This is a genomic window from Rhizobium sp. 05N430, from assembly GCF_056396985.1.
The window spans coordinates 206,219-230,041 of sequence record NZ_JBFTMO010000002.1 but is presented as its reverse complement, the minus strand read 5'-3'; the positions used below and the strand labels follow the sequence as shown (position 1 = coordinate 230,041).

At 62.7% G+C, this 23,823-nt stretch carries 22 protein-coding genes; 5 read left to right on the top strand and 17 right to left on the bottom strand.

Annotation, left to right across the window (positions count from 1 at the left end):
• Positions 1–17 precede the first annotated feature (17 nt).
• The 3 genes from AC1DJO_RS04940 to AC1DJO_RS04930 are packed head-to-tail and all read right to left on the bottom strand — an operon-like array spanning position 18 to position 2,946.
• Positions 18–761, bottom strand: a complete 744-nt coding sequence (locus AC1DJO_RS04940; RefSeq protein WP_112388740.1) for an SDR family oxidoreductase — start codon at positions 759–761, stop codon at positions 18–20.
• Between the two features lie 17 nt (positions 762–778).
• Positions 779–1,498, bottom strand: a complete 720-nt coding sequence (locus AC1DJO_RS04935; RefSeq protein ID WP_112388741.1) for a FadR/GntR family transcriptional regulator — start codon at positions 1,496–1,498, stop codon at positions 779–781.
• A complete protein-coding gene (locus AC1DJO_RS04930; RefSeq protein ID WP_112388742.1) occupies positions 1,495–2,946 on the bottom strand; it encodes an FAD-binding oxidoreductase in 1,452 nt (483 codons plus the stop codon). The genes AC1DJO_RS04935 and AC1DJO_RS04930 overlap by 4 nt, the downstream gene beginning before the upstream one ends.
• Before the next feature lie 161 nt (positions 2,947–3,107).
• Here AC1DJO_RS04930 and gloA point away from each other — a divergent pair, with 161 nt between their 5' ends.
• Positions 3,108–3,521 carry a lactoylglutathione lyase gene (gloA, locus tag AC1DJO_RS04925; RefSeq protein ID WP_003592575.1) on the top strand — a complete coding sequence of 138 codons (414 nt, stop codon included), beginning with the start codon at positions 3,108–3,110 and terminating at the stop codon, positions 3,519–3,521.
• Positions 3,522–3,598: 77 nt separating this feature from the next.
• On the opposite strand, the gene AC1DJO_RS04920 is transcribed toward gloA, so the two are convergent.
• The 4 genes from AC1DJO_RS04920 to AC1DJO_RS04905 all read right to left on the bottom strand — a co-directional run bounded on the left by AC1DJO_RS04920 (position 3,599) and on the right by AC1DJO_RS04905 (position 8,312).
• Positions 3,599–4,567, bottom strand: a complete 969-nt coding sequence (locus AC1DJO_RS04920; protein WP_112389041.1) for an ABC transporter permease — start codon at positions 4,565–4,567, stop codon at positions 3,599–3,601.
• 10 nt (positions 4,568–4,577) lie between these two features.
• Positions 4,578–6,080 carry a sugar ABC transporter ATP-binding protein gene (locus AC1DJO_RS04915; protein ID WP_112388743.1) on the bottom strand — a complete coding sequence of 501 codons (1,503 nt, stop codon included), beginning with the start codon at positions 6,078–6,080 and terminating at the stop codon, positions 4,578–4,580.
• A 5-nt stretch (positions 6,081–6,085) separates the two neighbouring features.
• Positions 6,086–7,126, bottom strand: a complete 1,041-nt coding sequence (locus AC1DJO_RS04910; protein WP_003592569.1) for an ABC transporter permease — start codon at positions 7,124–7,126, stop codon at positions 6,086–6,088.
• A 106-nt stretch (positions 7,127–7,232) separates the two neighbouring features.
• On the bottom strand, positions 7,233–8,312 hold the full coding sequence (locus tag AC1DJO_RS04905; protein WP_112388744.1) for a sugar ABC transporter substrate-binding protein: 1,080 nt from the start codon (positions 8,310–8,312) through the stop codon (positions 7,233–7,235).
• A 221-nt stretch (positions 8,313–8,533) separates the two neighbouring features.
• Here AC1DJO_RS04905 and AC1DJO_RS04900 point away from each other — a divergent pair, with 221 nt between their 5' ends.
• The 3 genes from AC1DJO_RS04900 to AC1DJO_RS04890 are packed head-to-tail and all read left to right on the top strand — an operon-like array spanning position 8,534 to position 12,540.
• Positions 8,534–10,144: a GMC family oxidoreductase gene (locus AC1DJO_RS04900; RefSeq protein ID WP_112388745.1), complete on the top strand. Its 1,611-nt coding sequence runs from the start codon at positions 8,534–8,536 to the stop codon at positions 10,142–10,144.
• A gap of 26 nt (positions 10,145–10,170) precedes the next feature.
• Complete coding sequence (locus AC1DJO_RS04895; RefSeq protein WP_112389042.1) at positions 10,171–11,439, top strand: glycerate kinase type-2 family protein; 1,269 nt, start codon at positions 10,171–10,173, stop codon at positions 11,437–11,439.
• 12 nt (positions 11,440–11,451) lie between these two features.
• Complete coding sequence (locus AC1DJO_RS04890; RefSeq protein WP_112388746.1) at positions 11,452–12,540, top strand: lactonase family protein; 1,089 nt, start codon at positions 11,452–11,454, stop codon at positions 12,538–12,540.
• Between the two features lie 9 nt (positions 12,541–12,549).
• On the opposite strand, the gene AC1DJO_RS04885 is transcribed toward AC1DJO_RS04890, so the two are convergent.
• From AC1DJO_RS04885 to AC1DJO_RS04845, 9 genes are all read right to left on the bottom strand, one after another.
• The gene (locus tag AC1DJO_RS04885) at positions 12,550–13,293 is read right to left on the bottom strand and encodes an amino acid ABC transporter ATP-binding protein (RefSeq protein ID WP_112388747.1); all 744 of its coding nucleotides are present in this window, start codon (positions 13,291–13,293) and stop codon (positions 12,550–12,552) included.
• Positions 13,290–14,264: an amino acid ABC transporter permease gene (locus tag AC1DJO_RS04880; protein ID WP_112388748.1), complete on the bottom strand. Its 975-nt coding sequence runs from the start codon at positions 14,262–14,264 to the stop codon at positions 13,290–13,292. Before AC1DJO_RS04880 ends, AC1DJO_RS04885 begins: the two co-directional genes overlap by 4 nt.
• 61 nt (positions 14,265–14,325) lie before the next feature.
• Complete coding sequence (locus AC1DJO_RS04875; protein ID WP_112538246.1) at positions 14,326–15,159, bottom strand: transporter substrate-binding domain-containing protein; 834 nt, start codon at positions 15,157–15,159, stop codon at positions 14,326–14,328.
• Between the two features lie 145 nt (positions 15,160–15,304).
• Positions 15,305–15,694, bottom strand: a complete 390-nt coding sequence (locus AC1DJO_RS04870; RefSeq protein ID WP_112388750.1) for a carboxymuconolactone decarboxylase family protein — start codon at positions 15,692–15,694, stop codon at positions 15,305–15,307.
• Positions 15,687–16,496, bottom strand: a complete 810-nt coding sequence (locus tag AC1DJO_RS04865; protein WP_112388751.1) for an alpha/beta fold hydrolase — start codon at positions 16,494–16,496, stop codon at positions 15,687–15,689. The genes AC1DJO_RS04870 and AC1DJO_RS04865 overlap by 8 nt, the downstream gene beginning before the upstream one ends.
• Positions 16,497–16,498: 2 nt before the next feature.
• A complete protein-coding gene (locus AC1DJO_RS04860; RefSeq protein WP_112388752.1) occupies positions 16,499–17,575 on the bottom strand; it encodes an LLM class flavin-dependent oxidoreductase in 1,077 nt (358 codons plus the stop codon).
• A 40-nt stretch (positions 17,576–17,615) separates the two neighbouring features.
• Positions 17,616–19,130, bottom strand: a complete 1,515-nt coding sequence (locus AC1DJO_RS04855) for an aldehyde dehydrogenase (RefSeq protein WP_112388753.1) — start codon at positions 19,128–19,130, stop codon at positions 17,616–17,618.
• Between the two features lies 1 nt (position 19,131).
• Entirely contained in the window at positions 19,132–20,124 is a 993-nt protein-coding gene (locus AC1DJO_RS04850; protein ID WP_112388754.1) for a flavin reductase, read from the bottom strand.
• 165 nt (positions 20,125–20,289) lie between these two features.
• A complete protein-coding gene (locus tag AC1DJO_RS04845; protein ID WP_112388755.1) occupies positions 20,290–22,092 on the bottom strand; it encodes a helix-turn-helix domain-containing protein in 1,803 nt (600 codons plus the stop codon).
• A 168-nt stretch (positions 22,093–22,260) separates the two neighbouring features.
• Here AC1DJO_RS04845 and AC1DJO_RS04840 point away from each other — a divergent pair, with 168 nt between their 5' ends.
• Positions 22,261–22,854, top strand: coding sequence for an amino acid synthesis family protein (locus tag AC1DJO_RS04840; RefSeq protein ID WP_112388756.1), 594 nt, complete (start codon positions 22,261–22,263; stop codon positions 22,852–22,854).
• A gap of 6 nt (positions 22,855–22,860) precedes the next feature.
• Here AC1DJO_RS04840 and AC1DJO_RS04835 read toward each other — a convergent pair whose 3' ends face one another.
• Positions 22,861–23,778 carry a glycoside hydrolase family 25 protein gene (locus tag AC1DJO_RS04835; RefSeq protein ID WP_112388757.1) on the bottom strand — a complete coding sequence of 306 codons (918 nt, stop codon included), beginning with the start codon at positions 23,776–23,778 and terminating at the stop codon, positions 22,861–22,863.
• Positions 23,779–23,823 lie beyond the last annotated feature (45 nt).

Sequence of the window (23,823 nt, the reverse complement as noted above, 5' to 3'; positions counted from 1 at the left end):
TTTTTCAAGATGTGTCTTCAGGCGTTCGCCCAGCCGCCATCGATGACGATGGCATTGCCGGTCATGAAGGCCGATTCCTTGCTGGCGAGGTAGACGACGAGGTCGGCGACTTCCTCGGGCGTACCGAGGCGTCCCATCGGCTGGCGGGCGATGAAGCTGGCGCGGGCCTGATCGTAATCGCCGAGCGCCCGCATGCGGTCCTGCAGCGACGGGCTTTCGACGGTGCCGGGGCAGATCGCGTTGGCGCGGATGCCCTGGCCGACATAATCGAGCGCCACCGATTTCGTCAGCCCGATCACCGCAGCCTTGGTGGTGCCGTAGATGAACCGGTTCGGCGCAGCGATGACGGTCGAGGCAACAGACGCCATGTTGACGATCGAGCCGCCGCCGCGGGCGATCATGCCCGGCAGGAAGGCGCGGATCATCCGGTACATGGCGCGGATGTTCAGGTTGACGGAAAAGTCGAAGGCATCCTCGTCGCAATCGAGTATCGAGCCGTGATGCACGAAACCGGCGCAGTTGAAGAGAATGTCCGGCGCATCGATCTCCTTGGCGAAGGCGCTGATCTCCGCCGGGTTCAGCACATCGAGTTTGCGTGCGCTAACGCCCGCCTGATCGCGCAGCGTATCGAGCTTTGCGGCATCGATATCGGTGGCGCAGACGCGCGCGCCTTCACGCAGGAAGGCGAGCACCGTGGCACGTCCCATCCCCTGCCCGGCTGCCGTCACGACAGCGGTTTTTCCCTCAAGTCTTCCAGTCATGTCATGTCCTCAACAGATTATTCGGGTTGTTCTCCGGCCAGCCCGACGCGGTTTGCGGCACCATGGAGGTGCGCCCGCATGGCATCACGGGCTTCGTCGCCGTCGCCCGCTTCGATGGCATCGAGAATGCGTTGATGCTCGCCGAGGGTCACGGCCGCCAGATCTTCGGAACGCTGCTGGTTGCCGGAGGCCAGAATGCTTTCGCGCACCCGCTCGGAAACGAACATCAGGAATTGGACCATGTAGAGATTGCCCGTCGCCGCAGCGACGGTTTTATGGAATTCGAGATCGGTCTTAAGCCACATGACGCTGCCGTAGGGTGCATCACGCATCGTCACCAGCGCATCCTTCATCGCCGTCAGGTCGTCGCCGGTCCGGCGCTTGGCGGCAAGGGCCGCCGCCTCGACTTCGAGAATGCCGCGCAGTTCGAACAGCGACTGGAAGGCCGCAGCCTGCTGCAGGGCTTCGTAGTCGATCGTCAATGTCGTGGCATTCGGCTGGTCGGCGACGAAAGCGCCGCGGCCCTGCTGCGACCAGATCCGGCCCTCGGACCGCAGCCGCGCGATCGCCTCGCGCACGACGTTGCGACTGACACCGAATGTCTGCGCAAGCTGCTGCTCGGTCGGCAGCTGATCACCCGGCCTCAAACGCCCCTGGGCGATTTCGCGCGAGATCGAACTTGCGACCAGCGTCGACAGATGCGGGCCCCGATTGACCTTGTCGAGTTTCAGCGTCATTCCCTACCCCCTGCCATGCCATCTGCACTTGCCAATATCCGCCCCTCGCTCAAGAGATGCCGTGGGTCGAATGCATCCTTGATCCGGCGCGAGAGCTCCAGCGTCAAGGGGTCGGCACGTTTCAGGAAGGCGTCCTGCTTGACGCGGCCGATGCCATGTTCGGCGCTGATCGAGCCGCCATGCTTGTCGACGACATCGAAGATCACCTCTTCTGTGGCATGAAACAGGCCATCGAACTGATCATCGGGCATGCCGACAGGCGGAACGATATTCAGATGGATATTGCCGTCGCCGACATGGCCATAGGTGACGGCGATCGCCTCGGGATGCTTCTGCGACAGCGCTTCGAGCGTGTCGCCGACGAAGGCCGCCAGGCTCGAGATCGAAACCGAGACATCGGTCCTCAGATATCGTCCGCCGCGGCCCTGCGCCTCGACCATCATCTCGCGCAGCAGCCAGAGCCGGTCGCCCTGCGCCTTGCTGCTGGCAATGACGCCGTCGAGAACCAGATCGGAGGCGTCGCCGAGAAATCCTTCGAGCAAGGCGCGAAGATCAACGCGTCCGGCTGCCGAAGCCTCGATCAGCACATAAACGGGATAGGCCTCGCTTAGGGGATCGGGAAGATCGTCGCGGGCGTTGATGGCAATCTCGATGCCGCCGCGCAAGATGAGCTCGAATGCCGTCAGCAGGTCGCTGCACTGGCGGCGCGCCCGCGCATAAAGCTGCATGGCATCATCCACCGAGGCCAGCCCGACCAGCGCCGTTTCCACCTGTTCCGGCTTCGGAAACACCTTGAGCGCCACGGCGGTGACGATGCCGAGCGTGCCTTCGCTGCCGATGAAAAGCTGTTTCAGGTCATAGCCACGGTTGTCTTTGCGCAGCGTGCGCAGACCGTTCCAGATCCGGCCGTCGGCAAGCACGACCTCGAGGCCGAGCACCAGGTCGCGGGTCATGCCATAGCGCAGTACGTTGAAACCACCGGCATTGGTCGAAACGTTGCCGCCGATCCGGCAGGTGCCCTGCGCCCCAAAGGTGATCGGCAAAATACAGTCGGCCGCTTCGGCGTGGCGCTTGGCATCTTCGAGAATGCAGCCGGCCTCGACGACCATGGCGAAATCGATCGGATTGACGGAGCGTACCTTGTTCATCCGCTCCAGCGAAACGACCACCTCGCCGCCCGGATAGCTCGGCACTGCCGCGCCAACCAGCCCGGTCAGCCCGCCCTGCGGAACGACATGGATCTTCTCTTCATGGCAAAACGCCATCAGGCGGCTGAGCTCAGCGGCCGAGCGCGGCCGCGCCACGGCCAGCGGCCGGCCGTAATGCTCTCCGGACCAATCGCGGCTGTAGCGCTCCAGCGCCTCGCCTTCCGTCAGGAGCAGGTCTGCCGGCATAGCGGCAGAGAGGGCGGCAAGCGCTCTTTCCTGGAGGGGCGGAAGGGCATTCATTCGGTTGCTCCGGTTAAGCGGGAAAACATCTGGACAACTGGGTCACTTACATGGTTATCATACAACACTGGTTTCGAACATCAAGTGCGGCGATCTTTTCCAATGCTCGCCTTTCGCTAAAAACCAGTGTAAAAACGATAACTTGCAGGAGGATCCGTACTATGACCGCAGCGTCCGGCCAATTTCGAAATATGCACGTCATGATCCGTGTGTTCGACCTCGATAGGTCGATCAAATTCTACACGGAACTGCTCGGCATGAAGCTTCTTCGCAAGGATGACTATCCGGGCGGAAAGTTCACCAATGCCTTCGTCGGCTATGGTCCCGAGGAGACCGATACCGTCATCGAGCTGACCTACAACTGGGGCCGCGAAGAACCCTACGAACTCGGCACCGGCTTTGGCCATCTGGCACTCGGCGTCAACGACATCTATGCCGTCTGCGCCGCGCTTGAGAAGCAGGGCGCCAAGATCCCGCGCCCGCCGGGTCCGATGCTGCACGGCACCACGCATATCGCCTTCATCGAAGATCCTGATGGCTACAAGATCGAGCTGATCGGCCTCGACACGATGTAAGACCCGCTTCGTCTTCCGGAGGCCGCGCTGCAGAGCGCGGCCTTTTTTGTTTGCTGACGCCGTCTGCGTGCGGCCCATCATTTGATGATCGCAATCTTGCTGCGGTCGATGGTAATGGCGACGGCGAGGATCAGCACCGAGCCGAAGACGACGTTTTCGGCAAAGATGTTGATGCCGATGAAAGTCATGCCGATGCGCACGATCGAGATGATCAGCGCGCCGACAGCCGTGCGGGCGACCCCGCCGAGACCGCCGGTGATCGCCGTGCCGCCGACGATGACGGCAGCGATTGCCGGCAGCAGCAGCTGGTTGGCCAGGTTGGGCGAGCCGCTCGACAGACGCGCAGCCAGGATCACGCCGGCAATCGCCGCCAGCATGCCCGAGATTGCAAAGGCGACGATCTTGGTCCGCTCGACATTGATACCAGCAGCGATCGCCGCAGGTTCACCGGCACCGATCGCCAGGCTGTGGCGGCCGAAGCGCGTATATCTGAGGCCGAAAAATGCCAGGATGCCGATGATCGCGGCAATCCAGATGACCGTCGGCAGGCCCGCAAAGTTGTCGTTGATCCAGGCTGTGTTCAGACGGCCGGCTTCCTCGATGGTAATTGCCCGCCCGGCCGCGGCCCACAACGCGATACCGGCGACGACGCCGCCTGTCGCCAGCGTCGCCACGAAGGACGGCACCTTGAGGCGGACATGGACGTAGCCACTCAACGCGCCGAAGACCAGGCCGGACAGGATCGCCACCGGAAAGGCGAGCATGCCGATCTGCGGCAGAAGCTGCGCCAGGATAACGCTCGACAGCGACGCCACCGACTGGATCGACAGGTCGATGCCGCCGATCAGGATGACGAAGGTCACACCGGCAGCGAGAATGAAGAGCACCGCCGTGTTCGACAGCAGAAGGATCAGCGTATCGCCGGTCAGGAATCCGGGAGCCGCGACCTCGATGACAAGGACCAGCACGACGAGGAGTGCGGGCGGAATGGCGCCCTGCATCCAGCCTGCGGCGAGAAGGGATTTCATATCCTTGAAACGTTCCATCATCGCCTCCTCACACCATCGCCCGGACAAGATCGACCTGATCCGGCTTGTTTCCGGGCGCCGCATCGAAATGCGCCGTGACGGCGCCATCGCGCATCACCAGCACCCGATGCGACAGGCCAATTGTTTCCTCCAGCGTGTCGGAGATCAAAAGGATCGCGACACCCTGCGAGGACAGATCGCGCACCAGTTCATAGACTTCCTCCTTGGCGCCGACATCGAGACCGCGCGTCGGGTGATCGAGGATCAGGATCCGTGAGCCCGCCGTCATCCAGCGCGCCAGAACCACCTTCTGCTGGTTGCCGCCGGAGAGTTTCCGGCAGGCGATATCGGGTCCCGGCGCCTTGATGCGCAGCCGCTTGATCCAGTCGGCTGCCAGCCGCCGCTCGCGGCGATAATCGATTGCGCCGTTGCGCATTACCGAGGAGAGATCGGCAAGGGTGATGTTTTCGGCGATCGACAGGAACATCACCAGCCCCTCGACGCGGCGCTCGCGCGGGATATAGCCGATGCTCTTGCGGACGGCCTGCTGCGGCGTACGGAAATGCACCGGCTCGCCGTTGATCTTCAAGGTGCCGCCGGTATGGGTCATGAAGCCGCCGATGGTGCGGGTCACTTCCTCGCGGCCGGAACCGACGACGCCGGCAATACCGACGATCTCGCCGGCATGGATCTGCAGATCGACATCGTGAAAGGCGCCATCGATTGCCAGCCGGCTGGCATCGACGACGATTTCGCTCTTCGGCGGCAGCTGCTTGTCTTCCTTGTAATAGGTAGACTGCAGCCCGCGGCCGACCATAATCTCGTGCAGTTCGGGTCCGGTGACATCGGCAGCCCGATGCTCGGCCACCACCTGCCCGTCCTTCATCGTGTAGACGCGGTCGGAGATGCGCAGCACCTCGTCCAGGCGGTGCGAGACGAAAACGAAGCTTGCCCGCGATTTCAGCGAGCGCACGCGCTTGAACAGCACGTCGATATCGCTGCCGCTCAGAACCGAGGTCGGCTCGTCGAGCAGGATGACCAGCGGGCGCGAGACGGTTTCTTCCAGCGTCAGGGCCTTGGCGAGTTCGACCATCTGGCGCGCGGCAAAAGTCAGTTCCGAGGTGCGCGCGGTCACGTCGATGTCGACGCCGATCTTGTCGAGCTGGCGCTTTGCCGCTGCCCGCATCGCTTTCCAGTCGACGATGCCGAAGCGGACGAACTGGCTTTCCTGGCCGAGATAGATGTTCTCGGCAACGGAGATGTTGAGCAGCAGCGACTGCTCCTGGAACACCATGCCGATGCCGTTGGCGGCGCCATCGCGCGCATTACGCAGCTTCAGCGGCTGGCCGTCGAGCATCAGCGTGCCGCTGTCAGGCTGATGTGTGCCTGCAAGGATGCGCATCAATGTCGATTTGCCGGCACCGTTTTCGCCGATGAGGCCGACGACCTCGTTCGGCCGGATTTCGAGCGAGACGTTCTTCAATGCGTGAACGCCGGCGAAGGATTTGCTGATATCGTTGGCTGAAAACATGGCGGTCACTTCACGATCTGGAGACGCAGGCGGTCGAGCGACAGCGCGACGGCAGCGATGATCATCAGGCCCTGAACGGTCTGCTGCACATAGGGCGAGACGCCGAGCAGGATCATGCCGTTGCTGAGAACGGTGACGATCAGGACGCCGACCAGCGTATTGATGACGCCGCCTTCACCGCCGGTCAGCGCCGTACCGCCGACCACCACGGCAGTCACCGCCGCAAACAATCGGCCATCGGCGATGACGGCATCGGAGCGGCCGAGCTGGGCCGCGGCAAGAACACCGGCAATGCCGAAGAAGAAGCCCGCCAGCCCGAACGCCATGATGCGGACGCGGCGGAGATTGATGCCCGAGAGTTCGGCGACATCCTCGCCCCCGCCGATCGCCATGATATGGCGGCCGAGACGGGTATAATATTGAACGGTGCAGGCAATCAGGAATGCGGCGAGCGCCACCCAGACGGCGAAAGGCAATCCGAGAAAGCGGGCAAGCGCCAGATCGCGGATCGACGGATCCATCAGGCGCACGGCGGAACCACCGAGCATATAGACGGAGATGCCGAGCCCGATGAACCAGACACCGAGCGTCGCCATGAAGGACGGGATTCGGAGATAGGTCTGGATGATGCCGGTCGTCAGGCCCATGACGGTGCTGGCGGCGATCGCGGCGATGACGGCAAGCCAGCCGTAGGCATTGGCATTGGCATCATTGGTGGCGAGCAGCACGGTCACCATGGCCGCGACCGAAAGCGAGCCCTCGACCGAGAGGTCTATACTGCCGAGCAGGATGATGAAGGTCAGGCCCATGGCGAGCGTCAGCGGAACCGCGGCGGAATTGGCAACGCGCACCAGGTTGCGAGGCTCGATAAAATTGGGATTGGCGATGGTGATGAGAATGCAGAGCGCGATCAGCACCAGCGCCGGAGCGTAGGCGCGCAAGCGCTTGAGGTTCGGCCCGCTGAACAGGCGGCTTCCAACAGTCGGCATGGCACCTGCCTGTTCGCTTTTTGTCATAGTCTTGATGTTTTCGGCATTGATGGTCAACAGACGGCACCTCATGCGTCATGCGGAGGAGCTGGCAGGCGCCGTAGCGCCCGCCAGCGACGAGGCAGCCTCGGGAGGAGCCGATGCTGCGGGAGAGACGGTGCCGCTAGGTGCGGATGGCGCCTGTCACACGACCCCAAAGGTCGTTCCAGTCCAGCGTCGGATGCGAGTCGATGTTGGTCTTGTAATATTCCTCGACATTGTCCTTCGCGATCAGCACGGCCTTGCCGTAGAATTCGCGATGGTCGGCCGGTTCCTTGGCCGGGTCGAACTTCTTCTGGAGTGCAGCCAGACCAATGGCGAGGCCCATGCCGCCCTGCCAGAACGGATCCGAGGTGACCGTGCAGGCAAATTCGCCCTTGCGCACCGCGTCAACCGCAGCCTTGATGCCGTCAACGCCGACGACGGGAACCTTGCCAGCGAGGTTTTCGGCGCGGAGCGCTTCGAGTGCACCGGTGCCCATGTCGTCATTGGCAGCCCAGATGCCCTTCACGTCATCGCCGAAGCGCGTGAGCAGGTTGCTGGTCAGGTCGTAGGCTTCCGACGACTTCCAGTTGGCGACCTGGAAATCCAGGAGCTTGATGTTGGTGTTGGCAGCCAGCGCGTCTTCCAGACCCTTCTTGCGCTCGATCGCCGCCGTGTTGGAAATCTGTCCGCCAAGCGCGATGATGCCGCCGGAGCCGCCGATCGTCTTGAAGAGGATTTCGGCAATCTGCTTGCCGCTGGAGATGCCGTCGAATTCGATGTGCGAGACGTAGTTCGGATTGAAATCCTTCGGATGAAGGTCCGCCGGCTTGTTCCACTGCGTCACGACATAAGCGCCCGCCTTGGCGCAGGCCTCGACGATCGGTCGTGCATCCGGCGTATCGTTCGGGTCGGAGTTCAGCACCATGTTGCCGCCGGTCTTGGCGAGCATCGCCTTGATGTCAGCAATACCCTTTTCGCTGTTGCCCTCGGAAACCAGCGTGACGTGGTCAAGGCCGATGGCGGAGGCGAAGGCCTCGGCACCCGTCTTCCAGACGGCATGATAGGGGTTGGAGAGAGAGCGGATGGACGTGACAAGCGTCGGCTTGTCAGCGGCGAAGAGCTGCCGTGGCAAGGCGGCGACCGTCGCACCCGCTGCGACCGTCGCCAGAAACGATCTGCGGTTCATGCTGCCGAAACGCGAATTCATCTTATCGTTCATTCGAAAACCTCCCGTTGAATGACGAAGATAGCGATGCCGTCCTTGTTTCCCCGGCATCTCCATCTGAAGCGACGTCGTCATAACATTTGTACGACAACCCTTCAAGACGATAACCGTACCCTTTCTCTTGACGAGGGGCAAGAGACTTGAGATTGTGATCGCGAATTGATGCCGGGACAACGAGGAGCGACCGGTTTCATCTGGATTTTACGGAGGAAAGAATGCCCGATTACATCATCGTCGGGGGCGGCTCGGCGGGATGCGTGCTTGCTGCGCGCCTGAGCGAGGATCCGGACGTATCCGTGACCCTGCTGGAGGCTGGCCCGCGCGACAGCAATATGTATATCCATCTACCCGTCGGCTTCTTCAAGATGACCGCGGGGCCGCTGATCTGGGGCTATGAGACGGTCGCCGGGCGCGAGATTGCCGGACGCAAGATGGTCTATCCGCAGGCGCGCGTGCTCGGCGGCGGCAGCTCGATCAATGCCCAGGTCTTCACCCGAGGCTGCCCCGAAGATTACGACGGATGGCGCGACCTCGAAGGATGCACCGGCTGGGGCTATGACGATGTCAGGCCCTATTTCCGCAAGTCCGAAGGCAACGACACGTTCGGCGGCGCCCATCACGGCACCGAAGGACCGCTCGGCGTCAGCTCGCAGACGCCGCATGCCCTCACGCGGGTTTTCGTCCGCGCCGCCCAGGAAGCGGGTCTCCCCTTCAATCCCGACTTCAATGGTGGATCGCAGGCCGGAGCCGGCTTCTACCAGACGACGACCCGCAATGGGCGCCGCAGCAGCACGGCCGTCGGCTACCTGAAACCCGCAGCGCACCGCAAGAACCTGACGGTCCGCACCGATACGGCCGTCAACCGCATCGTCATCGAAAATGGCTGCGCCGTCGGCATCGAGATCATCGAAAACGGCCGCCCGGTGCTGCTGCGTGCCGAGCGCGAGGTCATTTTGACATCGGGCGCCATCGGCTCCCCGAAGATGCTGATGCTCTCCGGCCTCGGCCCTGCAGACGAATTGCGGGCGCTCGATATCGACGTTGTCAGGGATCTGCCGCAGGTGGGCAAGAACCTGCAGGACCATATGGATGTCGATGTTCTCGCCGAACTCACCGGATCACACGGCATCGACCGCTACAAGAAGCGGCATTGGCAGGTGGCGGCGGGCATCGAATACGCGCTGTTCGGCAAGGGTCCGGTCGCATCCAACATCGTCGAAGGCGGCGGCTTCTGGTGGGGCGACCGCGCCGAGGCGACGCCGGATCTGCAATTCCACTTCTTGCCCGGCGCCGGTGTCGAGGAAGGCATCGGCGGCGTACCCGGCGGCAATGGCTGCACGCTGAATTCCTATCACGTCCGCCCGCGCTCGCGTGGGACGGTGACGCTGCGCTCCAAGGACCCGGCCGTTCCGCCTGAGATCGACCCCAACGCCTTTGCAGAGCCTTACGATCTCGAGCGTGCTGTCGACGGCATCAAGATCTGCCAGGAAATCCTCTCGCAACCGGCCTTCCGGCCCTTCGTCAAACGGCTGCATCTGCCCGACGGTAACATCCGCACGCAGGAGGAATACCGCCAGTTCGCCCGCCAATACGGCCGTTCTGCCTATCATCCTGTTGGCACCTGCCGCATGGGTGGCGGCGAAGACGCCGTCGTCGATCCGGACCTCAAGGTGCGCGGCATCGATCGCCTCAGGGTCTGCGACAGCTCGGTGATGCCGCGGCTGATTTCCTCGAACACCAATGCGGCAACGGTGATGATCGCCGAAAAGGCGGCCGATATTCTCAAGGGCGTCTTGCAACGGCAGCCACAGCACGATTACGCATGACGATCCTTTCCAGCGCAGATCATTCCATGACCTATTCCATCCCGTCTCCCCGCGAATTCCTGGCCTCGCTCTTCCACGCCGCCGTCAAGGCCGCCGATCCCCTGACGGGGATTGCGGCGCACCTGCCGGAAAAGCCGAAGGGCAAGACCGTCGTCATCGGCGCCGGCAAAGGGGCGGCGCAGATGGCGCGGGCACTTGAAAGCCTCTGGGACGGGCCGCTGGAAGGCGTCGTCGTCACCCGCTACGGCTATGGCTGCGAGACCGAACATGTCGAGATCATCGAAGCCTCGCATCCGGTGCCGGATGCTGCTGGTCTCGCCGCATCGAAGCGGCTGATCGAGACGGTGAAGGATCTATCCGCCGATGATCTCGTCATCGCTCTTGTCTGCGGCGGCGGCTCGGCGCTGCTGCCCTCTCCGCCGAAAGGGCTGACGCTCGAGGACGAGATTGCGCTCAACGAGATGCTGCTTGCCTCGGGCGCGCCGATCTCGGCGATGAATGTCGTGCGCAAGCATCTGTCGACCATCAAGGGCGGACGGCTGGCGGCAGCGACCAGGGCCCGCGTCGTCAGCCTCATCGTCTCCGACATTCCCGGCGACAATCCTGCCCATGTCGCATCCGGCCCGACGGTGCCCGATCACTCGACCCGGCATGAGGCGCTTGAGATCATTGCCCAGTACGGCCTCAAATTGCCGCAGGCGGCAATCGATCACCTCAATTCGGCGGCAGCCGACGCGCCGCTCCCGGATGATCCGGCCTTTGTCCGCAACAGCCACCATATCATCGCCTCGGCCGGTGTTTCGCTGGAGGCCGCTGCCGCACTGGCGCGTGCAGGAGGCATCGAGGCGGCGATCCTCTCGGATGCGATCGAGGGCGAATCCCGCGACGTGGCGCAGGTGCACGCGGCTATCGCCAGGGAAGTGCTCGGCCGCAACCGGCCGTTCGCCAAACCCGTCGTCGTCCTTTCCGGCGGCGAGACGACGGTGACGCTGCGTGCGAAAGGCGGCAAGGGCGGGCGCAACGGCGAGTTCGCGCTGGCAGCAGCCCTTGCCCTTGACGGGCACGACATCCATCTCATCGCCGCCGACACGGACGGCATCGACGGCTCGGAAAACAATGCCGGAGCCTTTGCAGACGGTGCGACGGTGAAACGGCTGCGCGCAGCCGGTCTCGACCCGCGCCGCGTTCTCGATGCCAATGACAGCTATACCGGCTTCAAGGCGACCGGCGACCTTTTCGAAACAGGCCCGACCGGCACCAATGTCAACGATTTCAGGGCGATCCTGATCCTCTAGCCGGAACCGATCATGCAACACCTGCTCTTCATCGGCACGCTCAACCAGCCGACCTCCTATTTCGAAGGTGCCAATGGCGATGGACTTTCGGTTCATCTCTTCGACGACGAGACGCTGAGTGCCGAGCGGCTGGCTACAGCGCCGCAGATCGTCAATCCGACCTTCCTCACGCCATCAGCAGACGGCAGCCTCGTCTATGCGAATTCGGAGATCGAAGGCTGGTACGAGGGCCTCGTCACCGCCCTTTCGTTCGACAGGCAGGCCGGGCGCCTCCGCCATCTGAACATGCAGCCGTCGCTGGGCGCTACCACGGCGCATAACGCCATCTCGCATGACGGCAGGCACCTCTTCGCCGTCAACTATGCGATGGGAGACGGTGGCCCGGATCAGGCGCTTGTCGCCTTCGAGCGCCGGACCGACGGCTCGCTGGCGCCGGGCAAGATCAGCGTGGCGCAATCCGGAACCGGCCCGAACCCCGCCCGCCAGGAACGCAGCCATCCGCACAGCGTCACCGAGATCGCCCCGAACCTGATCTTGGTTGCCGATCTCGGCACGGATCGGCTGACGATCTACGCTCTCGAAGGGGACCGGTTCGAGAAGGTGAGCGAGACCGCGGCAAGGCCTGGTGCAGGACCGCGCCACGTTGCGCTCCACCCCTCCGGCCGCTTCGTCTTCGTCATCAACGAGCTTGATTCCACGGTGGCGAGCTATCGCTTCGATGCTGCCCGCCGGACGCTGCATGAGATCGAGATTCACTCGACGCTGCGGCCGCAGACCACGGGCACCAACTATGCGTCGGACCTGCAGATCTCGCCGGACGGCCGGTTTCTCTACGGCGCCAATCGCGGGCATGACAGTATCGCGGTCTTCGATATCGACCCGGAAACCGGCAGGCTTTCGCCGAAGGGTCAGGTGCCCTGCGGTGGCCGCACGCCGCGCAATTTGGCAATCGCCCCGCAGGGCGGTCACCTTCTTTGCGCCAATCAGGATAGCGACGTCGTGACCATTTTCACCCGTGACCGGGAGACCGGAGCGCTCCGCGACAGCGGCAAGACGATCCACATCGGCACGCCGATGTGCCTGCGCTTCGCCCGGGCTTGACGCCCGCCCTCAGTGCTTGAGGATCTGGCTAAGGAACAGCTTCGTCCGCTCATGCTGCGGATTGGTGAAGAAGTCGTGAGGCTTGCCCTCCTCGACGATCTGGCCCGAATTCATGAAGATCACCCGGTCGGCAACGGCCCGGGCAAAGCCCATTTCGTGGGTGACGCAGACCATCGTCATGCCATCCTTCGCCAGACCGGTCATGGTTTCCAGAACCTCCGAGACCATCTCTGGATCGAGCGCCGAGGTCGGCTCGTCGAAGAGCATCACGGCCGGCTCCATGCAGAGCGAGCGAGCAATCGCGACGCGCTGCTGCTGGCCGCCGGAGAGCTGGATCGGGTATTTGTTGGCCTGTTCCGGAATGCGTACGCGCTCGAGAAAACGCAGCGCCGTCTTCTTCGCTTCCGCCGCCGGCACGCCCTTGATCCACATCGGCCCCACCATGCAGTTCATCAGCACCGTCATATGCGGGAAGAGATTGAAGTGCTGGAACACCATGCCGACATTCTTGCGGACGTCGCCGACATTGCGCATCCTGTTGTGCAGGGTGATGCCGTTGACGGTGATATCGCCTTCCTGATGCGCTTCCAGCCGGTTGAAGCAGCGGATCAGCGTCGATTTGCCGGATCCTGAAGGACCGCAGACGACGATGCGCTCGCCCTTGGTGACCGTCAGGTTGATATCCTTCAGCACCTGGAAGGCGCCGTACCACTTGGACACATTCTTCGCTTCGATGATCTTGTCGCCGTTCATCGGACTTTGCTCCTGGCGTAGTGACGCTCGATGCGGGATTGGATGAGCTCCAGGCAGATCGACATGATCCAGTAGAGCATGGCGGCGGAGATCAGCATTTCCATGTGCTGGAAGGTCTTCTGTCCCAGCGTGCGGGCAAGGAACATCAGTTCCCAGACACCGATCACCGAGACCAGCGAGCTATCCTTCAGCATCGAGATGAACTGGTTTCCGGTCGGCGGAATGATCACAGGTAGGGCCTGCGGCAGGATGATCTTGCGCATCGTGACGCCGAAACCGAAGCCGATCGAGCGCGAGGCTTCCCATTGGCCGCGATCGATGCTCTGGATGCCCGACCGGAAAATCTCCGTCATATAGGCGCCGTAGCAAAGCGACAGCGCCAGGATACCGGCCGGCACCGCGTCGATGACGAAGCCGAGCTGCGGCAGGCCGAGATAAATCAGATAGACCTGCATCAAGAGCGGCAGGCCGCGGAAGAACGAGGTGTAGAAACTGGCGATCGCATAGGCAAAGCCGTTGGTCGACAGCTTGGCGACGGCACCCAGAATGGCGATCGCAGAGGCGATGACGATCGATATCGCAGAGACGTAGATCGTCGTCACCAGACCCTGCGTGATCATGAAGGGCAATTTCTCGGCAATGAACGGCAGGCTGAGATGAAAGGTGGCGAAGAAGGCCAGGAACAGAGCGAGCAGTTCCAGCCAGACGATGGCGATCTGCACCCTCAGCGGCGCAAAACCGATGAGCACGACATTGAGCACGAAGATGACGGCGATAACGAAGGCGATCGCAAAACGTCCGTAGATGCCGCTGGATGCGGGATCGCCGATCACAGGGCGCATCAATTCGCCCATCGCGGTGCCGCTCATATTGAACATCAGGAAGAAGGCGAGCACGACGGCAAACAGTGTCGCCACGAACCACGGCTTATGGACGAGTACTTCAGACTCGACTGTATCGGGATAAAGCATCTCTTGTCCCTTGCGGCAAATCGACGGTCCGGGGGTCCGGACCGTCTGGTTCTGGCGGCGGTTACTTTACGACCGTATAATCCACGCCGTACCACTTTACCGAAAGCTTGCTCAGCGTACCGTCCGCCTGCATGCCCTTCACGGCCTCGGCGATCTTGTCGTTGAACTCCTTGTCGCCATGCTCGATGGCAATGGCGAGCGGCTCGTAGAAGACCGGGTCGCCGATCTGCTTGATCGGATAGCCGGCCTTGACCGCGTCGAGAATGCTCGGCAGCGAGGACACGACGGCATCGAGACGGGTGCCGTCACCGAGACGCAGGTCGTCGAAAGCCGTGGTCGAGTTGGCGTAGGACTTCACGTCCTTCGGCTTGAACTCGTATTTGAACGGAGGCGCGCCGGCAGCGTCGAGCCTCAGGTCGCCCTTGGCATAGGCCTCAAAAGTCGAGGTCGCCGTAGTGCCGACCACCTTGCCGTCGAGATCGGAAAGCTTGGTCGCCTTGCTGTCCTTGTGAACGGCAACGGCGGCAGGGGTGTAATAATAGACGGCCGGGAAATCGAAGATTTCGGCGCGCTTCTTGGTCGGCGTCATCGAGCCGACATGCATGTCCCAGCGGCCCGCCCAGTTGCCGGCGGTGATGATGTCCCAGCCCGGCGTGACGAATTCGACCTTCACGCCAAGACGCTTGCCGATATCCTTGGCAACGTCGATGTCGAAGCCATCGAGTTCGTTCTTCTCGTTCATGAAGGATTGCGGCGCCCAGTTGGCGTCGGTCGCAACCTTCAGGTCCTTGGCCGCCAGCACGCGGTCGAGCACAGCACCGGCATTCGCCGGCACGGCAGCCAGCGCGACGGCGAGCGACGCAGCAGCGGCGGTCATCTTTGTCAGTCTGTTCATGCGATGGTTCCCTTTATTGTCATTCTTGGTTTTTGGCCCGGGCTCATTCCCGTACCGTCATGCGATCTTGAAGTCGAAGAGACCTTTTCGTCTTCCGGCGATCTGAAGCAGCCGCAGGCCGGTCGCTTCCTTGAATCGATGGAAGTCAGAGCTCTCCTTTCTGGCGCATCTCGTCGCGGATAGAGCGTGCGACCCGGAAGGCTTCGACGCCGGCCGGAATGCCGCAATAAACCGCGATCTGCGTGAGTGCCGCCCTGAGCTCGTCATCGGTCAGCCCATTGCGGATGGCGCCGCGGAAATGGATGCCGAATTCATGCATGCGATTGAGCGCCGCCAGCATGCCGAGGTTCAAAAGGCTGCGCTGCTTGAGATCGAGACCGTCATCGGTCCAGGCCGTGCCCCAGCAATATTCGTTGAGCACATCCTGGAACGGGGCCGAGAAACTGTCGGCGCCGTTGATGGCGCGATCGACGTAGTCGTCGCCGAGAACCTTGCGCCGGACGGCCTCACCACTCTTTCTGAGCGCTTCATCCATGGTTCGACTCCCCGGTTGTGAGGAACTCGCGCATCAGATCGGCAACCGTCTGCGGCGCCTCGATCAGGATCGAGTGGCGGAGGCCCGGCAGGATCGCGAGCTTCGAGCCTGGAATGCGCTCGTGCATGTAGCGGGCCATGCGCGGGTTCGACCCGGCATCGTCTTCGCCCGTCGCAATCAGCGCCGGGCAGCGGATCTGATCGAGGAATCCGCCGAAGTCGGTTTCCGCCAGCACGCGGTAGGCCGCCGCATAGCATTCCGGATCATTCTCGGCATCGCGCTGTCTAAGCGTCGCGATTACCTCCGGATTGTTGTCCTGGAATTCTTCGGTCAGCCACCGGGACAGCGATGCATTGTGATGGTCGGCAGGCGTGCCGGCGCGCAGCGCCGACAGCCGTTCGAGAACCCGCGTCCGCTCCTCCGGCGTCCGGCCAGCGACAGTCGATAGCAGCACCAGCTTGCGCAAGCGCTCGAGATGGGTCAACGCCAGGCGTTGTGCAATCAATCCGCCGAGCGAGAAGCCGGCGAGATTGAAAGTCGAGAAACCTGCCTTGTCGGCCAGCGCCAAAGCTTCATTGACGAAATCGTCGATCTCATAGCGGCCCTTGGCCCGGCTCGAATGGCCATGGCCGCGCAAATCGAAGGTCAGGATCGTGAACCTGTCCTTCAGACGCTCGACCACGCCCGACCATGCCTCAAGATAGGAGCCGACGCCGTGGATGCAGACCAGCGGATCGCCGCTGCCGTCGATCCGGTAGTTGAGCGTCACGTCTGCGACGGTATGGCGCTGTGCCTCTGCCATGATCAGCCCGCCGCCGCCTTGCGCTGCTTGTCTTTTTCGCGTGCCGCGAAGAAGGGCATGATTTCCTTGACGAACAGCTCGATCGTCCGTTTCTGCAGCTCGAAGGGCAGATTGAAGGTGAGCCCGAGACAATACTGATCGACGCCGGCTGCCTCATAGACCAGCAGCTTTTCGATCGCCTCATCCGGCGTGCCGAACATCAGGTTCTTGCGGATGTTGTCCGGGTTGTAGTTGTCCTTGCCCTTGACCGCCTCATAGGGAACCGCTTCCGGAAACCCTTCGCGCACATTGCCGATATTCTGCATCAGGTTTTCGAAGGTGCGGCCGTAATCCATGCTGTGCTGGACAGCGGTTTCCCAGCCGTCCGCCTTGTCGTAGACGCAGGTGCGGCGCTGCATCATGAAGCGCGGGCGCGGGACTTCCGGATGGTCGGCAACGGCCTTGTTGAACTTGTCGGCCAGAACCTGGATTTCTGCGGCAGGCTGGGAGAGCGGTGTGGAGAGGATGCTGGCGCCGTTGGCGATCGCCCAGTCGAACGAGCCGGGATCGCGCGCCGCCACCCAGATCGGCGGATGCGGCTGTTGCAGCGGCTTCGGCACAGACGTCGCCGTCGGGAATTTCCAGTAGTGGCCGTCATGGGCATAGTCGCCGGCCCACAGCTTCTTCACCGCAGGAACGATCTCCTTCATATAGGCGACGCCTTCCTGCTGCGGCATGCCGCCCGCCATCCGGTCGAACTCGTACTGGTAGGAGCCGCGGGCGATGCCGAATTCCAGGCGCCCATTCGTCAGGTGATCGCAGAGCGCCGATTCACCGGCGAGCCGGATCGGGCTCCAGTAGGGAGCGACGAGCGTCGAGGTGCCCAGGCGGATCTGCTGTGTATGCTGTGCCAGCCAGACGAGCGTCTGGAAAGGATTGGGAGAGATCGTGCATTCGATCGTGTGATGTTCGGCCGTCCACAGCGCCTCGAAGCCACCTTCGTCGGCCATCCGGGCAAGATGAAGAAGGTTGTTCTTGGCCGTCGACATCGAAACATCGGGCGAGAAGCGCTCCATGGTCAGCGATACTGCGAATTTCATCTGCTAGCCTCCCGTTCGGGCTGAATTTTCTTCTGTGCCGTCACTTCAGACGGATGACGAAGGGGTCCTGCATTGCCCCGGAGTAATCGATGATGACGTTCTTCAACCGCGAGAATTCGTGCATCACCTCGAAACCGCCGCGGCGGCCATAGCCGCTCTCCTTGAAGCCGCCATTGGCGGACATGAAGGAGGCGGAACGGTAGGTATTGACCCAGACCGTTCCAGCCTCGATCTGATTGGCGAAGCGAAGTGCCCGGTCGATATCCTTGGTCCAGATGCCGGAGGCGAGGCCGTAATGGCTGTCATTGGCGAGCGCGATCATCTCCGCCTCGTCGCGGAACGGCATGACGCCGACCACCGGGCCAAAGATCTCGTCGCGCATGAAGCTCATGTCGTTCTGCGCATCGACCATGACGGTCGGCTCGAAATACCAGCCGCCGCTCGACAGGCCTTCCTTCTGGGGACGGCGGCCACCGGCTGCGATCTTCGCGCCTTCCTTGACGCCGGATGCCACGTAGCCCTCGACCTTGGTGAGCTGGTCGGCGAGCGCCAGCGGACCGATATCCGTCTCCTCGACCGTCGGCAGGCCGACACGGATGCGGGCGGTGCGGGCAACCAGTGCATCGATGAACTTGTCGTAGATACTGGCCTCGACGAAGCAGCGCGAACCGGCAACGCAGGTCTGGCCCGCCGCGGCAAAGACGCCGGACACGACACCGTTGACCGCATGCTCGATCTCAACATCGCCGAACACGACATGCGGAGACTTGCCGCCAAGCTCTATCGAGCAGGGCACGAGGTTCTGCGCCGCATTGCCGGCGATGCGGCGGCCGGTCGCGGTGCTGCCGGTGAAGACATACTTCGAGACACCCGGATGGCGTGTCAGCGCCTCGCCCGCACTCTTACCGGTACCAGTGACGACATTGACGACGCCTGCGGGAAAGCCCGCTTCATGGATCAGCTCGGCCAGCGCCAGCGTCGAGGCACTTGCATGTTCGGAGGGCTTGATGACGACGGTGTTGCCGATCGCCAGGCACGGCGCCAGCGTGCCGGTGAGCAGCATAAGCGGCGAATTCCAGGGCGTGATCATGCCGACGACGCCGAGCGGCTCGCGCAGGTTGAGGTTCAGCGTATCGACCCGGTTGATCGGGATGGTGTCGCCCTGCAGCTTGTCAGCCATGCCGGCGAAATAGTGATAGCTATCCGGCATCGAGCGCATCTGCGCCCGCGTTTCCTTCAGCAGCTTGCCATTGTCGCGCGTCTCGATCTCGGCCAGCGTATCGGCATTGGCCCGGACAAGCTCGGCAAGACGGCGCACCAGCGCGCCACGATCGGTCTGCGTCATGCGGCGCCAGGCGGGGTTGCGGAAGGCAGCATTTGCTGCGGCAACGGCAGCCGCGACATCATCGGCATCGGCCTCCGCCAGATCGCACCAGCGCTCGCCGGTCGTCGGATCATAGCTTGCGATATAGTTGCCGTTCTTCGGCGCTACGAATTCGCCGTTGATGAACAGGCCCTGGCGCGAACCTTCGATGGAGCTGACTGTCGTCTTCATGTCACTGTCCTTGGTCTTGGGAGGCTTGGATCCAGGCACGGGCTTCGCCGTCGATCATCGCGACGCGGCCGCCATCGTCGGAATCCATGTAGATGCCGAACCGGCCTGCCTGCCGCTCGCGCACATAGCGGCGCAGCATCGAACGCAGTTCGTGGGTGGCGATCGTCTCGTAGGGAAGATCGTCGATCGCAAAGAAACGGAGATCGGCGGGCAGATTGACGCCCTCCCCCTCGCCCGCCAGCCGCGCACGATAGACGAGATAGCCTGGATCGCTGTCGGCAACGTCGAAGACAGAGTAGAGGAAGGTCTCGTCCGGCATCAGCCGCAGTGCATCGCCGCCTTCGACGACCAGCTGGCTGTCAGCCTTGCGGCGGCGCGCCGAGGGAAGCACCCAGCTGCCCTTTCCGTCAGCCCGCAGCAGCAGGCCATCGCCGGCTTCGATCAGGTAGCCGATGATCATGCCATGAGAAGCGAGCCAGCCGGATGGCAGCGGATCCTTGACGCTGGCATAGCGGCCGCGGCAGAAGCCGAGTGGCGCGGTCGGGCTGGTGCCGAAAGCCCTGACCTGGCCGATCAGAACCGTGTGATCGCCGGCATCAACCGAGCTGAAGGTCGTGCAGTCGAACCAGGTGAGACTATCCGTCAGAACAGGCGCACCGGTATGGATATGGTCGTGGGTGACGGACTGGAACTTGTCCGGCGACTTCGAGGCGAAGGTACCCGATACATCGACCTGGCCTTCATGGAGGATATTGACTGCAAAGCAACCGGCACCCGTAAAGGCCTGATAGCTGGACGCGGACTTGGCGATGCAGACCAGAAGCAGCGGCGGATCCAGCGAAACCGAGGTGAAGGAATTCGCGGTCATGCCGCGCGGCGTGCCGTCCTCATCGCGGGTGGTGATGACGGTGACGCCCGTCACGAAGGTTCCGAAGGCCCGGCGCAGTGCGATCGGATCGATCGGCGCATCCGTCTTTGCCGCTATCTCCGCCATGCTTTCGTGCCTCCTCCGTTTGTTGAAGAGGAGGCTATCGCTGCCTGTCCGGTGGTTCTTCCGCGCCTTCAAAGGAAAGGCAGGAAAACTTCTGCTGCGATCCATAGGAGAGGGAAAGTGGCCGCGCGAAAGCACTGCAAGCGAGGATAACGGGGCTGTGGGAGATTACTTTCCGGCCGTTGCGCGGTTGTCGATGACGCCATGCAGGCGGATCGCCAGTTCGACCGCAAAGCGCTTTTCCGGCATCTCGACATCGACGCCGAAGAGTTCCTGGATGCGCGACAGCCGATAGCGCAACGTCGTCACATGCAGGCCCATCGTATCGGCGCAGGCCTGGCTGCGGCAGCCTTCCTGCAGGTAGGTAGACAGCGTCTCGAGATAGGGCGTGCCGTTCTCGCGGTCATGCTCGGCAATGGCGCCGACGCTTTCCTGCACGAAGCTGCGCACGTCGCCGGCTTCGGACGCCGCAACCAGCATCGGCAGCGGCCCGAAATCCTGAGCGGAAACGGCGCCTGTCAGCCCGAAGGAGCGGCCGATGCGGATCATCCGGCTGCAGCGTTCCCAGGCGGCGGGATAATCGGAAAGCGCGGCACAGCGGTTACCCGCGACGACCACGGGCGGCTCGTCGAAATAGCGGCCGAGCTCCTCGGCAATCCGCCGTGTCAGCTTGGCCGTGCGTTCCTGCCGCTTGCTCGGATCATGCGGAACCAGGCACACGACGCCGCCATCAATCGCGATCAGGCTCGCCTGCAGCGATGCCTGCTGCATGATGCGTGCAAGGGTGTGTTCTACATCGACGGAAGCCCCGCCGAACGCCTTCGTCTTGTCGGGAAAATCGATGACGATCATCTGCTGCGGCGTCGCGAAATTGAGCCCCAGCCTTTGGGCGCGCTGGGCGACATCTCCGGCATTGCGCCATCTGGCCTCGACGATCTCGAAGAACAGCTCGGTCTGTGTGCGGGTCTCAAACCGGAAGCGGATGAAACTGCGCATCATCTGGACGCTGAGCGCGAACTTGGCGCTGTCGAGCATCAGGAGATCGAGATCGCTGAACTCGCGCGAGGTGGGGAAGATGATCAAGGCCCCCACCAGCTGGTTATCGACCATCAGTGCCTCGATGCGGGCCGAGATCTTGAAGCGCTGCGTGCCATCATCGAGAAACAGGCTCGCGGCATCGGTCGTGCCACGATCGATCGCCTCGCGCGCCGCCTTCATTAGCGGCCGGGCAAAGACGGTGGACGCGGCCTCCTGCCACGAGGCCTCGTCATAAAGCCCATTTGGCGGCCGCCCCGCGATCACCTGATTGGCGGTGAAATCGACAACCACAGTCGGGTTCGGCAGCATCATGCCGACCATCGCGGACAGCGGCGCAACCGCACCGTCACTAAGCACATGTTCGAGCAGCGAGGTATGCGCCTGCAGCGCCCGCTCCAGCCGCTGCGCCGCGCGCTTCTCTGCCTCAAGCCGGTGCTCGCGCTCGACGGCGATGGCGCCCATGTGAATGATGGTGCCGAGAAAGGCGAGGTCGTCTTCGGTGACATCGGTGATCTGCCGGGAGATGACGCTCAGCACCATCGGCCGGCCCTCGGCATCCCGGCAGTTCATCGGCATCACGACGACCGTGCGGTAGTCGCGCTCGAAGGCTTCCTTGCGATAACCCGGAAACTCGGCCGTCTCGCGCGCGTCGCGGATATAGACGGGCTCGTTGCGCTGCAGGGCAATCAGCGACGGGCTTGTCGCCAGTTCCCATCGGTCCGGCAGCTGGCGTTCGATCAGCGTCGGATCGTAGCGGACGATGACATAGGCATAGCCGTGCGCCGCATCGATGCCCATGATCGAACCAAGCGACCAATGGGCGTGACGGCAGGCGGCCGCGATCAGGTGCTGCAGCACGGTCTGAAGGTCGCCGCCGCTGTTGATCTGGCTCGCGACGTCGCGGAGCGCCAATATCTGAGACTTCTGATCCAACCTGCCTCGCTCCCCCCGGCTGGCGCGTATCATGCGCGCGGCCTCAATAGAAATCTACTCCGTTTCGATGGAAGCTGAAGCCATCCGCTTCCGCCGATCAAAGGAAGACGTTCGCCGTTTAGCCGCTAGGCTTCTAGCCAGTTTCAACATTTCGTATCGGCGCAAGGCATGACACTCGGCATCAGAAAGATTTCCACCTTCCTCGAAGAAACGCATGTCGAAGGCGGCAAGGCAGCGCCTCGGCCGGTGACCATGGTCGTGGTGGCAGCAGTGATCCAGAACCCCTGGGCCGGGCGCGGCTTCGTCGAGAACCTGCGGCCGGAGATCATCCGAATTGCCGGCGAACTCAGCCACGAGATGACCAGCCGCCTGTTGCGGCAGATGGATGCCGAGAAGATCGAGGCCTGCGGCAAGGCGGCAGCGGTCGGCATCAACGGCGAGATCGAACATGCCTCGGCGATGATCCATACGCTGCGCTTTGGCAACCCGTTCCGCGAGGCGATCGGCGGCACCAACTATCTGGAATTCGCCAATACCCGCAACGGCCCCGGCGCCCTGCTATCGCTGCCGATGATGCACAAGAGCGAGAGCGGCAAGCGCTCACACTTCCTGACCGCCAACTTCATGATTGCCGATGCCCCGGGCGCTGATGAAATCATCGTCGCGATCGGCGCGGCCGACGGCGGCCGGCCGCATGCGCGCATCGCCGACCGGTTCCAGGATATTGCCGAGATGGAAGCCGAAAAGGCAGCCAAGGGCTAACCCGGGCTACCGGCCCCCGTCGCCGGGAATTGCCGCGGTGATGATCGTGTCGGCCGCAATCAAGCGGTCGAACACGCCGGGGAGCTCGATCTTTGCCAGGATCAGCGGCGGATCGGGATCTCCGGGCGGCAGCAGACGGCCCTGCGGCCAGATGGCTTTCAGCTCCTCCCGGTTTACTGAGGCGAGGTTGACATCGATATCCGTCAGCGTTCCCGGCACCCGGTAGGGGCAGCGTCTCGTCGAGCAGTTCGACGCCGAGGAGAATTGCCACAGGAAATATTGCTGCCAGTTGCCCATCGGAAATGTGCCGCCGACATCAGGCTTGTAGCGCGCATACCAGATCGGCAGCCGTGCCAGCACCGGATAGATCTGCCGGTAGGCGGCGATATAGCGGGCGGTCGCGTGGTTGACGTAAAGGATCGGATAGCGGCCGGTGCGGGTTCGGATATGCCCGGCAAAGATCTGCGCATCAGACAGCGACATGAACTGATCGGTGTCGAGCCCCTCGAGATCGAGGACCATCAGGTCGTCGGGGCCGGGCTCTGCGTAGTCCAGAAAGTGGTTGGCCTGATCAACCGGGTTGCCGGGTCTGGCGACATGATAGGCGCCCCATAGCAGCCCGCTCTGCTTGGCAATGAATTTCCGGGTCTGATAGAGCTCGCGGCTGACCGCATATTTGCGCCACATCGTCTTGCAATGCGCGACGGTATCGCCGCGATGCTCGCCGCTGCAATCAAACACTTCCGGAAGCCCGTCCGAGGCCTTGGAAATCATCCCGGCGATCCGCTTGTCGGTGAGCAGAGCATCCCAGTCGATCGCGTTCATCTCATAGGCATCGACGATAAGCGCCGCATCCTGGCGGTTCCAGGGGGCCGCGTCGCGCGCGCCAGCGGAAGGACCGGCCAGTGAGAGACCGGCCGCCATGAGGTATGCAAACACCCATCTAAGGGATCGCCGCATCGACCGCCC